Source organism: Spongiibacter sp. IMCC21906 (assembly GCF_001010805.1).
In the GTDB taxonomy this organism is placed as follows: Bacteria; Pseudomonadota; Gammaproteobacteria; order Pseudomonadales; family Spongiibacteraceae; genus Spongiibacter.
Window position 1 is genome coordinate 452,681 of record NZ_CP011477.1, and the last position, 13,954, is coordinate 466,634.

Below are 13,954 nucleotides of genomic sequence, written 5' to 3' on the forward strand. Positions count from 1 at the left end.
AGCCGTCCCTTTTGGTTATGCAGTCAAACAGGAAACGCTGCGCGGTCGGGAACGAGTAGCAGCAAATGACGAGCTTCGTCCAAACCTGGAACACTGAGCGAATGATAGCGCTTGACGATAAAGTGTTTTGGCAGCTGACTCAACTCCTGCTCTGGGTATAAGCCCTTCATAGCGTATAAATACCCCGATTCACGAAGCAGCGGGCCACAGGCCTGAGCCATATCGCTCAGAGAGGAAAAAGCCCGGGACAGAATACCATCAAACTGCTGCGTTCTTTCAAAGTCTTCGATTCGCTGACAGTGAACACTCACATTTTTTAGATCTAAACGCGCTTTGCTTTCAATTAAAAAGCGGGTTTTTTTACCGTTACTATCCAGCAATGCAAACTGACGCTGTGGAAAAACAATGGCCAAAGGAATACCGGGTAAACCCGGTCCGGTGCCCACATCGAGAAAATCACTCCCCTCAATCAAATCAGTAATACTGAGACTGTCGAGCAAATGTTTAATCAGCATTTGCTCAGGGTCGCGAATGGCAGTGAGATTATAGGCCTTGTTCCACTTTTGCAGCAGCGCCAAATACGCTAGCAGTGCTTGTATTTGCGCGTCACTAAGAACGAGATTCAGCGCAGTGCAACCAGCACGCAGGCGTGATTCCAGGGCATTCACTCAGGCTGACTTCCTTTTTTCCAGCAAGCCGCGTTTTTTTAAATAAACCAGTAATAGCGAGACCGCAGCTGGAGTGACACCGGGAATTCGGGACGCCTGGGCCAGTGTTTGTGGCCGGGTATCCAATAGCTTTTGCTTCACTTCGTTGGAAAGCCCTTCGACAATGCTATAGTCAAAATCCACCGGCAAACAGGTATTCTCATGCCGGCGCAGACGCTCAATTTCGTCTTTTTGCCTGTCTATGTATCCCGCGTACTTCACACCAATCTCTAGCTGTTGAGCGACGCTTTCGTCCACTGCCTCAACACTGCCCAACAAATTTGCCAGATCGTGATAATCCAACTCAGGCCGCTTTAGCAATTCCAGTAAGTTGTATTCATGACTGAGAGGTTTACTGATTTTTTCTGAGAGTTTTTCTGCCGCTGGCGTACCGGGTTGAATCCAGCTGCTAGCAAGGCGTTGACGCTCTTTGGCGATTTGCTCGCGTTTTTCGCAAAACGCGGCCCAGCGCTCGTCGTCTACCAAGCCCAGTTCGCGGCCTTTTTCGGTTAATCGCAGATCGGCATTATCTTCCCGAAGCAATAAGCGATATTCCGCCCGAGAAGTAAACATGCGATAGGGCTCTTTGGTACCCATGGTGATGAGGTCGTCCACCAAGACACCAATGTAAGCTTCGTCCCGACGAGGACACCAAGGGTCTTTGCCTTGAGCCTGCAATGCTGCATTGGCACCGGCTAACAGCCCCTGTGCAGCCGCTTCTTCATAGCCCGTGGTGCCGTTAATTTGCCCTGCGAAAAATAGCCCGTGCAAAAATTTGGTTTCCAACGAGGATTTTAGGTCTCGTGGCTCAAAAAAATCATACTCAATGGCATAACCCGGTCGGGTCATATTGGCATTTTCGAAGCCCTTAATAGATCGCACCAGGCTCAATTGCACGTCAAAAGGCAGGCTGGTAGAGATGCCGTTGGGGTATAGCTCGTGGGTACCAATTCCCTCTGGCTCAATAAACACTTGATGGCTGTTTTTATCCGCAAAGCGATGCACTTTGTCTTCAATCGACGGGCAGTAGCGTGGGCCAATACCCTCAATCACCCCGGTATACATGGGTGAGCGATCTAAACCACCACGAATAATTTCATGAGTGCGCTCATTGGTGTGGGTAATCCAACAACAAACTTGCTGGGGATGTTGATTGCGGTTGCCAAGGTAGGACATAACCGGTTCTGGTGTGTCGCCCCACTGTTGCTCTAGACCATCAAAATTAACGGTTTTGGCGTCTATTCGAGGTGGGGTACCGGTTTTTAGACGATCTACTCGAAACGGTAACTCGCGAAGGCGATCAGCCAAGGCAATAGACGGTGGATCCCCTGCTCGACCACCACTGTGGTTATCAAGACCAATGTGGATTTTACCGCCCAAAAATGTTCCTGCTGTCAGGACGACGGTTTTGGCAAAAAATTTCAAGCCGATATTGGTAACCACGCCGCGAACAGTTTCACCCTCAACAATCAGGTCATCGACGGCTTGTTGAAAGATCGCTAAATTTTGCTGGTTTTCTAGCTGATTTCGCACGGCGGCTTTGTAAAGTACTCGATCTGCTTGTGCACGAGTTGCTCTTACAGCGGGGCCTTTACGGGCATTTAATACCCTGAACTGGATGCCACCTAAGTCAGTAGCTTTAGCCATGGCACCACCCAAGGCATCAATTTCCTTCACCAAATGGCTTTTACCAATGCCACCTATTGCAGGATTACAGGACATTTGCCCTAAGGTTTCTATGTTGTGGGTTAACAACAGCGTTGCACAGCCCATTCGAGCGGCCGCCAGTGCAGCCTCAGTACCGGCGTGACCACCACCAATAACGATAACGTCGAAGCTTTGCGGATAATCCACGATGCACCTGATTTTAGCTGGATGGAAAGAGGCGAAATTATACGGGTATCAGAGGCTGCTGCAATGAAATTGATGAAAATTTAATCAGTTAGTTTTAAGAATAAAGAAGTATATAAATATGTTGATATATATATGTTTTTTTATTCTTGTAGTAATTATTACTGAGTGCTCTTTTTGTTGGTAACTTACCTAAATAATTGATTTATATAACAAAATTCATTGTATAACCCTGCGATTTATCCACATTTTTCTTGTTGGCAGGCTGGGATGTAACTGGGGATGAAATGTGGATAACTTTGCTGTTTTCTGTGGCTTGTGGGTAAGCCACTCATTTTTAAGGGTTTGTATACATTCTGGAGAGAGCTTATGCCCTAGTTTTTCCCCAGGCAATTTAGCAATTTTTCTTTAAGTAAGGGCAATGAAACAGGTTTGCTTAAATAATCGTTCATGCCACATTGAAGTGCTCGGTCTTTATCTTCCTGAAGGGTATTGGCTGTTAAGGCAATAATAGGCAGTAATGCTAGATCGGGGTTTTGTCTTATTTTTTGGCAGGTTTCAAAACCATCCATGACGGGCATTTGCAAATCCATTAACACGACATCGGGCATATGATGCGCCAATACCGCTAGTGCTTCGCCGCCATGGTTTGCGGTAGTAACTTGTATACCCCACTTTTCGAGTACACGACTCACTAACATTAGATTAACGGGATTATCCTCTACGACTAAGGCTGAAAGCCCCACTAAGCTATTATTGACGGTAGGTTTAGCGGTTTTTAGTGGTCTTTTTGTCCGGTATTCACAATGCCACTGCAACGTGAATGTGGAGCCACTCCCTACATTACTATTTAATTGCAGCGATATATTCATTAGCTCGCAGAGCCGTTTTACTATCGCCAATCCTAAGCCGGAGCCACCGTAACGGCGTATAGTTGAGTTGTCTGCTTGGCGAAAGCTGTCGAAAATAACTTTTTGTTGATTTGGGCTAATGCCTATACCCGTGTCTTCGATACTTATTTCAACTAGCAGTTGTTTACTGGTTTTCTCTTTGCAAGCAATACCCAGCGTAACCTGACCATTTTCAGTGAATTTAACAGCATTACTGCTTAAGTTAAGTAGTACTTGCCTAAGTCGAGTCTCATCCCCTAATAGCTGTATCTCGTTGAGTGTTGTCTCTATATTCAGCTTTAAACCAATACCTTTGCTATTGGCCTCATAGCGGAGGGCGTTAACAGTTTTTTCCAGAAGCTCATCAATATTAAAGAAGTCATTGATGATTTCGAGTTCTCCTTTTTCTATTTTAGAAAAATCGAGAATGTCATTTACAATCCCAAGCAGTAATTCGCTGGAATCGCGAGCTACTGCCACATAGTGACTTTGTTCTTGGTTAAGTGACGTCTCTTCCAGCAGTTGCAACATACCCAGAGCGCCATTCATTGGTGTGCGGAGTTCGTGGGTCATCGTTGCCAAAAATAAGCTTTTTGCCCGGTTGGCTTCTTCGGCCTCTGCTTTGGCCAGTTCTAACTGGCTAACATGGGTTTTGATAGCCAGCTGCTGTTCATCGAGGCTGGCTGACATATTATTGATGTGTTTCTGTAGTTCACCGAGTTCACCCGATTGAACATTATTAATACGCACTCCAGTGCGACCGTTTGCTATGTCTCGGGTTGCGGCATTGATATCATCAAGAGGACTGGCGAGACGTCGACTAATTCGCCATGCCAAACCAATACTGATTATGATTACCAGTATGGCAATTGAACTGGAAACAAGAAAAATTTGCTGCTGAAGGCGTCTTAGCTCCAAATTAGATTGTTCTACGGCTACCGACCCCAGTAATTTGGACTCGCCGTTATTTAATGTTTCGCCTGTTATGGCGTCTTCCATCAACACACTACGTTGAAAAATATTGGCAAACACCATCTCACTTTTTTCGTCGAAGCGCTTTTTATTCACTACCCGCCATTGCTGGTTACTATCTACTTGGCTAACCGTAATGGAGATAATGTCTTCGGATAAAACGGACGGTAGAAGATCTTTTATTTGTTGTTGATCACCGCTAATAAGAGCCAGCTCAGCAAGAGCTGCAATATTCTCTGCTACTCGTCGGCCTATCTCCCGCTGACTTTGTTCAGCATCGTTGAGTCGAGCAGCCAGGCTATAGCTGAAAAGTGAAATAAACATTAACAGCATTGGTATCAGTCCAACCAACAGAATTTGTTGAAAGAGGCTGTGTTTTCGCAAGCTGTTTAGTAGTGGCATTGTCTACTGTTCCAACATTCGAGTTAGCAACGTTGCTTCACTAGGTAAAACAAGGCCTAGTGATCGTGCCACAGAATAATTCAGTTTGACCTCAAACTGGCTGGGAGGCCTGGGAGGAGGAATTTCTCCAGAGCGAATAAAATGATTGATCATGAGTATCACTTCATTGGTGTAATGATGTGTTTGAGATATCACCGATGCCAGTGCGCCAGCATCAACAAAACCCTGGCTAGGTCCGATCAGAGGAGTTTGGTGTCGATAGCTACTTAATAAAATCGCCCGGATACTTTGGGGGTTATATAAGTCTTGTTCTGGAGTCGCTAACAATACTTGGTTTTTTTGAATAATTTGATTAATTTTTCGAGTGCTGTCAGCACTCGCTATTTGCCTGGCATCTAAGTGAATTTCGTCTTGATTATTTATATTTTCTAGTAAGTGTTCATAGTAATAGGCATTTTTGTAGGCCATACCGATCTGAATACTTTGTCCGGAAAACAAAGTTTTTATTAATACCAGTTGCCGGGAAAGGGGTTGGTCAGAATATACGGCGGTGGTTTTATCCTGTGGAGTTGTTGTACTGAGAAAGTTGGCAGAATTAACGTATAAGGCAAATTTAGCATCGTATGAATTACTTTGGGTGAGAGGCAATAAAGCATCGGAAACCACCAGTAGTATATTGCCTCGCTCTTCGGGTTTGGGAAGATTTCCTATATAGGTTCTGATATTTAAATGACTATCTTTTGCTATCTTTGTGGCAATAGCCTGCAATACCTGATTTTTAACAGGTAAAATTAAATCCACAGCAGCGCTACTCTCCTGTCCTTGAAGAGTAGTGCTAAAAAATATCTGCGACACAAAAAATACGAGTGCCGTTATTATCGATCGGTAAATTTTCAAGAGACTAATCCTTAGTCCTCGTGCTTTTAAAATTTAACAATGCGTTAAAACTGGACACTAAGACTGAGCCACTGTCTTAGCTTATTATCATAAATATTGTTTGCCAATAATTCTGTATCGTTGTCATGCCGATACTGCGCTGTATAAGCTACTTCTATACGGCTGTGGCCAAGACGAAATCGTTTAGCTAACCGGATATCGCTACGCGAAAATTTGTTTAAATCAGTACCAATTGGTCGCGCGTAATACTGACTTATTGATAGTTGTAAGCTCGGTGTAAAGGAATAGGATAGCAAAGTACTACCAGCGGATGTTGGGGTGAAACTGAGTTCTTGGTATACATCACTTTGGGCGTCGATGTAGGCGTAACTAAAATGGAATAACCATTTGTGATTGGGTCGGAAATCGACCTCTGTTTCTATCCCTCTTTGAGAAAGCTCATTCTCATTAGTGGGATCGAAGGAAAAAAGAGCGATCGATTTAGAGATTAGTCGATCAAGCTTATCGTCAAATAATTTTACATCCCATTGCAAATTGTAATGGCGAAAATTTCCGTAGTAACCAATCTCTTTTGATTTTATTCTTTCGGGTTTTAAGTCTGGATTACCTTCAGCGGTAAAATAAAATTTTGCAGTTGTGTTGTTATTTGTAGAGGGCCGAATATTTCGGCCAGTGTATTGCCATTTTGCAGAGGTTTCTAAAAGATCAGGTGTGCGTATTGCTTCCGAGTAAATTGCCCGAAAACTGTGATCGGGTGAAATATGGTAATGAAGTGTGATACGAGGTGAGAAATTTTTCCCATTATTTTCTTCATATTCATAAGAACCTCCGCCATTAAGCGTTATTTTTTCTGTTATTTTTAACTCACCATTAAAAAAAAGTTGGTAACTATGATTATCAATAGTTCCGTCGTAGTACGTTTCTGAACTTACCCGAGATTGTTTTAAATGGAATCCTGCAATTGTTTGAAATTTCTCGCTCCATATATAGCTATCTTGGAAGTCTATGTCTTTTCGATTGATGGCAATATCTTCATCTGCATCGGCAAAAACAAGCGGGTTTGGGTTATCGTTGAGATTAAATCCTGCAGGTGGGATAGCAACAAGTAATTTTGTTTCTTGATCTTGACTGGAAAAATCAACACGTAAACTTTGGGTATGGAACGGAGAAAAATCCCAATCCAATTTTCCAGAAAAATAATAATCTACATTGTCTGATCTCGGTATAATTGTATCTATATCGGAAGGGTCATCATTGGTCCAACCTTTCTTATAACCAAATCCAAAACTGCCATTTATGGATTCTGAAAGCTGTTTTTCATAACGGCTATTAATCAGTTTTACACTTTTTGAATCTATTCGTTCGCCGCCATCTTTATTGCTATCAAAACCATTATCTTTACGGCTGTTTACAGTTATTTTATAAAAGCCATCTGCATACTCTCCAGCGTGACTAATGCGATAATCTTCACTATCTTCTGTACCCCGTCGAGCGCTCATTATTAGTTTTTCGCTATCGGCGGGATGTCGGGTAATTATATTAATGACGCCGAGAAAGGCATTGGCGCCGTAACTTGCAGTGGCGGGGCCGCGTACAACTTCGATACGTTGAATGTCTTCAATACTAATAGGGATATCAGTCCAGTCCACGGTGGCTAACCCGGCCTGATACACTGAGCGACCATCGATCAGCACCTGCATTCTTCTTGAATCCCGATAATTGCTCCCGTGGTAACTTACTACGTAATTGTAACCGTCTCTGGCACCTACGGAGGTGCCGGGGATTAATCTGAATAATTCGGGGATTTCTCGCAGGCCGGAGGCAATTATCATGTCTCTGTCGATAACCGATACACTGGCAGGCACTTCGGTTCTATTTTGTTTCAATCTTGCTGGTGTTAGTACGACTGGCAGGTTTTCGTCGCCGAGTAAACTGGCAGACGTATTATTAGTGGTAAGACCAATAGCAAAAAGCAGCACTAAACTGCCTGGAAGACGCGGGCAATGCATCCTCTCTCCTTTCATTTTTATAAAGTGATATTTAGCAGTTTATCCTTTGTTGCTGGAATACGGCTAGGCCTGTCACTTATATTTAGTGGCGATAGTGAGTCGTTGTTATTTTTATAGGGGGAGTCGCGTTATTTACCGATGCAGAAACTGGAAAATATTCGGCCGAGAAGGTCGTCGGCGCTGAATTCACCGGTAATTTCTGATAAGGCGTTTTGAGCGAGGCGAAGTTCTTCGGCCAGCAACTCACCAGCTTGATAATATTTGAGTTGTTCATCACTGGCTTGTAGATGTTGGCGGGCTTGCTCTAGCGCATCGAGATGGCGGCGACGGGCAATAAAATTAGAATCGCTTTCTTCAAAACCCATGCAATTCTTAAGGTGTTGACGAAGAGCATCGATGCCCTCGCCTTGTTTGGCAGCAATTTTCAAGGATGGGATGCCGTCAATTTCTGCTGTGATGTCATAGCCCAAGTCACATTTATTAAATAATACGGTGAGCCTGCCATCTTGCGCAGCGTTATGAAACTCTTTAGGGATAGCGCGATGATCTTGCGTGGTGGTGATATCGACAACAAGCAAGATTCGGTCAGCTTTATCTATTTCTGACCAGGCGCGCCGAATTCCTTCTTGTTCTACAGGATCTGCACTGTCTCGCAGACCGGCGGTATCGATGATATGTAAGGGCATACCATCGATAAGAATATTCTCTCTGAGAACATCTCTTGTGGTACCGGCTATGTCGGTAACAATGGCAGATTCTCGTCCAGCCAAAGCATTAAGTAAACTGGATTTCCCAGCATTGGGTTGGCCGGCAATGACAACGGTCATTCCCTCTCGCAGTAAACTGCCTTGCTTTGCTGATTTAAAAACAGCTTCTAGTTCTTGGCGAATAACAGAAAGATCAGTGGCGACTTTACCGTCACTAAGAAAATCGATTTCTTCTTCGGGGAAATCAATTGCAGCTTCTACATAAATACGCAGTACGGTGATGGCTTCTACCAAGGCGTAGATATGCCGACTGAATTCCCCTTCTAAGGATCGCATAGCCTGCTTGGCGGCTTGTTCAGAGGCGCTGTCGATAAGATCGGCAATCGCCTCAGCTTGGGCTAAATCTATTTTGTCGTTTAGAAAGGCTCGCTCTGAGAATTCACCTGGCCTTGCCATTCGGGCACCTGAGCGCAGTACTTCTCTAAGGAGTAGATCCATAATTACGGGGCCGCCGTGGCCTTGAAGTTCTAGTACATCTTCTCCAGTAAATGAGTTGGGGCCAGGAAAATACAGAGTAATTCCGCGATCTATTAGCTCAGACGGTTTGTTTTCTAGCTGTCGGTAGAAACTAGCAAAGTGTGCATAACGGGGTTTGAGCGAAGGGAGGTTGAGCAGTTTATCGGCGATATCAATACAAGCTGGGCCAGAAATACGCACGATACCGACACCGCCCTTTCCTGGGGCTGTTGCAATTGCAGCAATGGTGTCAGATATCGTGCCAGCCATAATGGCTTTACCAGTCCTTTACGTTTTCGCCAGCTCTTTTTTCTCAATACCTTTGGTAATGATGTATTGCTGAATAATTGAAAGGGTATTGTTTACAACCCAGTACAACACCAGCCCTGCGGGGAAAAACAGGAAGAAGAAGGTGAATATCAATGGCAGCCACTGCATTACTTTGGCTTGCATTGGATCTGGTGGTGGCGGATTGAGCTTTTGCTGAATAAACATGGAAATCCCCATCACTACTGGCAGGATGAAATAGGGATCCATAGCAGATAAGTCATTAATCCACAGCATAAACGGGGCATGACGAAGCTCTATACTTTCCATCAATACCCAGTACAGAGAGATAAATACTGGCATCTGCACAATCATAGGTAAGCAGCCGCCAAGTGGGTTTATCTTCTCTTTTTTGTATAGCTCCATCATCGCTTGGGATTGCTTTTGACGGTCGTCAGCGTAGCGCTCTTTAATATCCACAAGCTTGGGCTGTACTTTGCGCATATTGGCCATAGAGGTAAAGGCCTTAGCATTCAACTGGAAGAATGCGGCTTTAATTAATACCGTAACGGCAATAATTGACCAGCCCCAATTACCTAGAAAGCCATGAATTTTGGTGAGTAACCAAAACAACGGTTGGGCTATCCACCACAGCCAGCCGTAATCGACTGTTAAATCTAAACCGGGTGCAATGCCTTCAAGGCGGTATTGGTCTTTAGGACCTGTATATAAAGACGCGCCTATTTTACCTTGCTGGCCAGCGGGGACAGATACTTCGGCACCGGTCATGCGGGCGATATTCATACCCTGTTTAGTAACCACAGTGTTGAGCTGATTGGTTTGGTCCTGGGGTGGCACCCAAGCGCTCAGAAAATAATGTTGGCTTATACCAATCCAGCCACCGTCAACACTTTCTTTTAGTGGCTTGTCCTTCATTTTAGGAAAAGCCAATTTGCTGTAGAGGTCCTCGTTATTGGCATAGGCGACGCCCATAAAGGGCTTCATAGAGAATAGCCCGCCTTTATCATCAACACTGGGGTCGACGCTGTTGTCTCTTTTTAATTGACCAAAAAACTTGGCTTGGAAGTCAGTGCTGCTGCCGTTATCGATCAGGTACTCAACGTTAATAAGGTATTTTCCACGCTCAAAGATAAAGCGTTTTACCAATCTCACTTCCTGGTTGTATTGATAATGGAGATCAACGTTTAGTGTATCTTGGCCGTCTTGAAGTGAAAAACGAGTGGCGCTGGTTGAGAATGTGGGTCGACCATTTGCGGTATCGGTGGCGTTTTTACCGATTAAGCCACTTTGTGCAACATACGTTCTTTCCGCGTTGTTACTCAATACGACAAAGGGGTCATTAGATTCGAGTTTTGCGGTGAAATTAGGTAAAGCGCTGTATACGACATCGCCACCCTGTAAGGCAATTTCTATATTCAACACGTCGGTGGTGATTTTGATGCGGTCAGCATCAGTGACCACAGGGCCGTTTTCTTCTGGGACCTCGGTTGATTCACTGGCAACGGGTATATCTATAGAAGAAGGTGAGTCATTTGTGCCAGTGGAGTCGCTTTCGCTCGGGCTTTGCTTTTTGAGCGCTGCACTTTGTGTGGTTGAGTCAGGCAATTCAAAGTTGCGCCACTCTACCAGCAGCATGAATGACAGGGCGGCAATAGCGGCGATCAATAGATAGCGCTGAAAATCAATCATTGTGTGAGGGCCTAGAAAGTTGGAATTGTGGTTTTTTGCATTGGCAGGGCGGAACGGGGTCGTAACCGCCGTCATTTAAGGGGTGACAACGAGCTATGCGGCAAATACTCAGCCAGCTGCCACGGAGCGCACCGTATTCCTGGAGCGCTTCAACAGTATAGTGGGAACAACTGGGATAGAACCGACAGCGCCCAGCCATTACGGGGCTAAGAAGTAATTGATAGGCTTTAACCAGCAAAATTAGCAGCCGCCTCATGGAGCTTTAGACCTCTTTTTTGTCGCGTCTAACCTGCTTTTCTGCGCGTCGTTGTAGTTGCGACCAAAGTTGGTTACAGATGTCGTGAAGCTGATGGTTATCCATTTTATCTAAGCCACGTCTTGCTAGCACGATTACATCCAGACCGCTTAATTGGTTTTGCTGCAAACGAAAAGTTTCCCGCACAATACGCTTTATTCGATTACGCTGCACCGCTAAACGCACATTTTTCTTGGCGATAACCAATCCCAGACGAGGATGGTTGTTCTGGCTGGGTAGTGCAAGGAAGAGAATTTCGGGTGAAGAAACCTTCAGGCGAGACTGATCAAACACCGATTGATAATCGCTGGATTGAAGAAGACGCAGTGTTTTACCAAATTGAAAACTCACTGCGCCGCCAGCGGAATCCCTATCGGTTTCTGGCTTATGCAGAAAGGCTAGCGCGGCCTTTTGCACGACGGCGGTTAATCAGTTTGCGGCCGTTTTTTGTTGCCATGCGCGCACGAAAACCGTGGGTACGGGCGCGTTTCAGGTTGCTTGGTTGAAATGTTCTTTTCATGACTTAATCCGTCTATCTGTCTTTTGCACCCTAGTTTGGCGCATGGCCCAACACCGGTATGGCGCTGGACACAGTAAAATTGGATCGCGAATTTTAGTTGAGTAGCGCGTGAATAGCAACGGCTAAGCCCTTCCCTATTAAAAGAAAAGCTAAGGCTTAGCAGCTCTTAGTGTTATTTGTACTTTTAAACAAATTACGCACTAGATATCCACAGCTATCAAGCATAGTTATACACAGTGTGTGTTGTTTTGATTTTAGCGCTTGAAAGTTTTAAAAAAACCTGTATCGTTATGAATATAAAGAAGTTTTTATTTTTAAGCCAATAATAATATCTGTTAATTAATTGTGGATAAGTATTGGTTTCGAAGGTAGAATTCAGTCTTAATTACGTCTTTTTGGCTTAAATCGAATCCACGTTCCAAGCATTAAAATCAATAACAGCTCCCGCTATATATTTAGTGCCGGAGGCTGCATTACACCCCTGTTCATATGGAGAAAGCAGTGTCAGAAGCTACTTGGCAAAAGTGCGTGGCGCATTTGCGTGATGAGTTGCCCAGTCAACAGTTTAATACTTGGATCAAGCCGTTACGCTTTGATGCTCAAGAAGGGCGTATTGATTTAATTGCGCCTAATCGTTTTGTGCGCGATTGGGTGAGTGACCGTTTTCTCGAAAGAATTTTGGAGTTGGTGGCTGAATTGGCGCCGGCGGATAGTCGCCCAGAAGTTGCCTTGGGTGTTGGTCAGCGCAATTTGCAAACTGGAGCGGCAACGGTGGGCTCTATGCGGGTAGCCAGCACCAGCAGCTCTCCGCTTGAACCATCTGGAGTGTTGTCCTCTTCTTCTATAAATAATAAATTTTCTATTGGTTCTTCATCGTTACCTCAATCTGAAGATGATTCTCGGCAAGACTTTGTCTCTGACGCTGCTGCTAGCCCTGCAGCAGCTCAAGAGTCGCCAGAATTACCGGGAATGCAGCTGCGGGGAAATGGAAGCGGAGGACGGCGTTCGGTCGAAGTTGAAGGCCGCATTCGACATCAAAGCTCTTTAATGGAGGCTTATACCTTTGAAACCTTTGTCGAAGGTAAGTCTAACCAGTTAGCACGAGCTGCGGCTAGCCAGATTGCAGAAAACCCTGGTAAGGCCTATAACCCGCTCTTTTTGTATGGGGGGGTAGGTCTGGGTAAGACTCACTTGATGCACGCTGTCGGTAATGCTTTGTTGGCTCAAAACCCAAACGCTAAAGTGGTGTACTTGCATTCTGAGCGCTTTGTTGCCGATATGGTTAAGGCTTTGCAGCTCAACGCGATCAATGAGTTCAAGCGCTATTATCGCTCGGTAGATGCTTTGCTTATTGATGATATTCAGTTTTTCTCAGGTAAAGAGCGTTCCCAAGAAGAATTTTTCCATACCTTTAATGCGCTGCTAGAAGGCGGCCAGCAAATGATTTTGACTTGTGATCGTTATCCCAAAGAAATTAAGGGCTTAGAAGAACGACTAAAGTCTCGGTTTGGTTGGGGCTTAACCGTCGCCGTTGAGCCGCCAGAACTTGAAACCCGGGTGGCTATTTTGCTTAAAAAGGCAGAACAAGAAAAAATCACCCTGCCCTCAGATGCGGCTTTTTTTATTGCCCAGCGGGTGCGCTCTAACGTAAGAGAGTTGGAAGGTGTGCTGAAGCGAGTGATTGCCAGCTCCCGATTTATGGCAAAGCCCATAGATGTTCCGTTGATAAAAGATTCCTTGAAAGATTTGCTTGCGCTACAAGATAAGCTGGTGAGTTTAGAGAATATTCAGCGCACGGCTGCAGAATATTACAAAATTAAGATTTCTGATTTAATGTCGAAACGCAGAAGTCGCTCTGTCGCGCGCCCACGGCAGGTAGCGATGGCGCTGTCAAAAGAGCTGACTAACCACAGTCTGCCTGAAATTGGCGAGAGTTTTGGTGGCAGAGACCATACTACAGTGCTGCATGCCTGCAAAAAAATTAAAGAGTTACGCGAATCTGATGGTGATATTCGAGAAGATTATCAAAATTTGATAAGACTGCTGACAACTTGATGCCTGTCGTCCAAGAATATAATAAAGTGTCGTTATAGCTTCAAGCATTGCGACAGCACACGGCTACCATGTGGGGTGTTGCGGTGTGAGTTGAAAACTCCAATAGACTTTTAGTCATTACTCTTTACCTAGACGGACTCGATATAAGGAACGCTG

Annotated in this window: 11 protein-coding genes; 1 reads left to right on the top strand and 10 read right to left on the bottom strand. The window is 44.8% G+C overall.

All coding sequences use genetic code 11. The features are described from left to right. Positions 1–23: 23 nt before the first annotated feature. The 10 genes from rsmG to rpmH all read right to left on the bottom strand — a co-directional run bounded on the left by rsmG (position 24) and on the right by rpmH (position 11,743). A complete protein-coding gene (rsmG, locus tag IMCC21906_RS02050) occupies positions 24–668 on the bottom strand; it encodes a 16S rRNA (guanine(527)-N(7))-methyltransferase RsmG (protein ID WP_047010771.1) in 645 nt (214 codons plus the stop codon). Beyond that, positions 669–2,561 carry a tRNA uridine-5-carboxymethylaminomethyl(34) synthesis enzyme MnmG gene (gene mnmG / locus IMCC21906_RS02055; protein ID WP_047010772.1) on the bottom strand — a complete coding sequence of 631 codons (1,893 nt, stop codon included), beginning with the start codon at positions 2,559–2,561 and terminating at the stop codon, positions 669–671. It abuts the gene before it with no gap. A gap of 371 nt (positions 2,562–2,932) precedes the next feature. Beyond that, complete coding sequence (locus IMCC21906_RS02060) at positions 2,933–4,822, bottom strand: response regulator (RefSeq protein ID WP_047010773.1); 1,890 nt, start codon at positions 4,820–4,822, stop codon at positions 2,933–2,935. Between the two features lie 3 nt (positions 4,823–4,825). Beyond that, the gene (locus IMCC21906_RS02065) at positions 4,826–5,623 is read right to left on the bottom strand and encodes a hypothetical protein (protein ID WP_047010774.1); all 798 of its coding nucleotides are present in this window, start codon (positions 5,621–5,623) and stop codon (positions 4,826–4,828) included. A gap of 140 nt (positions 5,624–5,763) precedes the next feature. Beyond that, positions 5,764–7,728 (bottom strand): TonB-dependent siderophore receptor, encoded by a 1,965-nt coding sequence (locus IMCC21906_RS02070; RefSeq protein ID WP_047010775.1) that lies wholly within the window; start codon positions 7,726–7,728, stop codon positions 5,764–5,766. Between the two features lie 128 nt (positions 7,729–7,856). Continuing rightward, a complete protein-coding gene (gene mnmE, locus IMCC21906_RS02075; protein ID WP_047010776.1) occupies positions 7,857–9,221 on the bottom strand; it encodes a tRNA uridine-5-carboxymethylaminomethyl(34) synthesis GTPase MnmE in 1,365 nt (454 codons plus the stop codon). Between the two features lie 18 nt (positions 9,222–9,239). Beyond that, positions 9,240–10,928: a membrane protein insertase YidC gene (gene yidC, locus IMCC21906_RS02080; RefSeq protein ID WP_082117314.1), complete on the bottom strand. Its 1,689-nt coding sequence runs from the start codon at positions 10,926–10,928 to the stop codon at positions 9,240–9,242. Then, a complete protein-coding gene (gene yidD, locus IMCC21906_RS16565; RefSeq protein WP_082117315.1) occupies positions 10,921–11,184 on the bottom strand; it encodes a membrane protein insertion efficiency factor YidD in 264 nt (87 codons plus the stop codon). Before yidD ends, yidC begins: the two co-directional genes overlap by 8 nt. Positions 11,185–11,190: 6 nt before the next feature. Then, positions 11,191–11,574, bottom strand: a complete 384-nt coding sequence (gene rnpA, locus IMCC21906_RS02085) for a ribonuclease P protein component (protein WP_047013060.1) — start codon at positions 11,572–11,574, stop codon at positions 11,191–11,193. Positions 11,575–11,608: 34 nt separating this feature from the next. Then, the gene (rpmH, locus tag IMCC21906_RS16570) at positions 11,609–11,743 is read right to left on the bottom strand and encodes a 50S ribosomal protein L34 (RefSeq protein WP_082117316.1); all 135 of its coding nucleotides are present in this window, start codon (positions 11,741–11,743) and stop codon (positions 11,609–11,611) included. Between the two features lie 501 nt (positions 11,744–12,244). On the opposite strand from rpmH, the gene dnaA reads away from it, so the two are divergent. Further along, entirely contained in the window at positions 12,245–13,798 is a 1,554-nt protein-coding gene (dnaA, locus tag IMCC21906_RS02090) for a chromosomal replication initiator protein DnaA (protein WP_231580304.1), read from the top strand. Positions 13,799–13,954 lie beyond the last annotated feature (156 nt).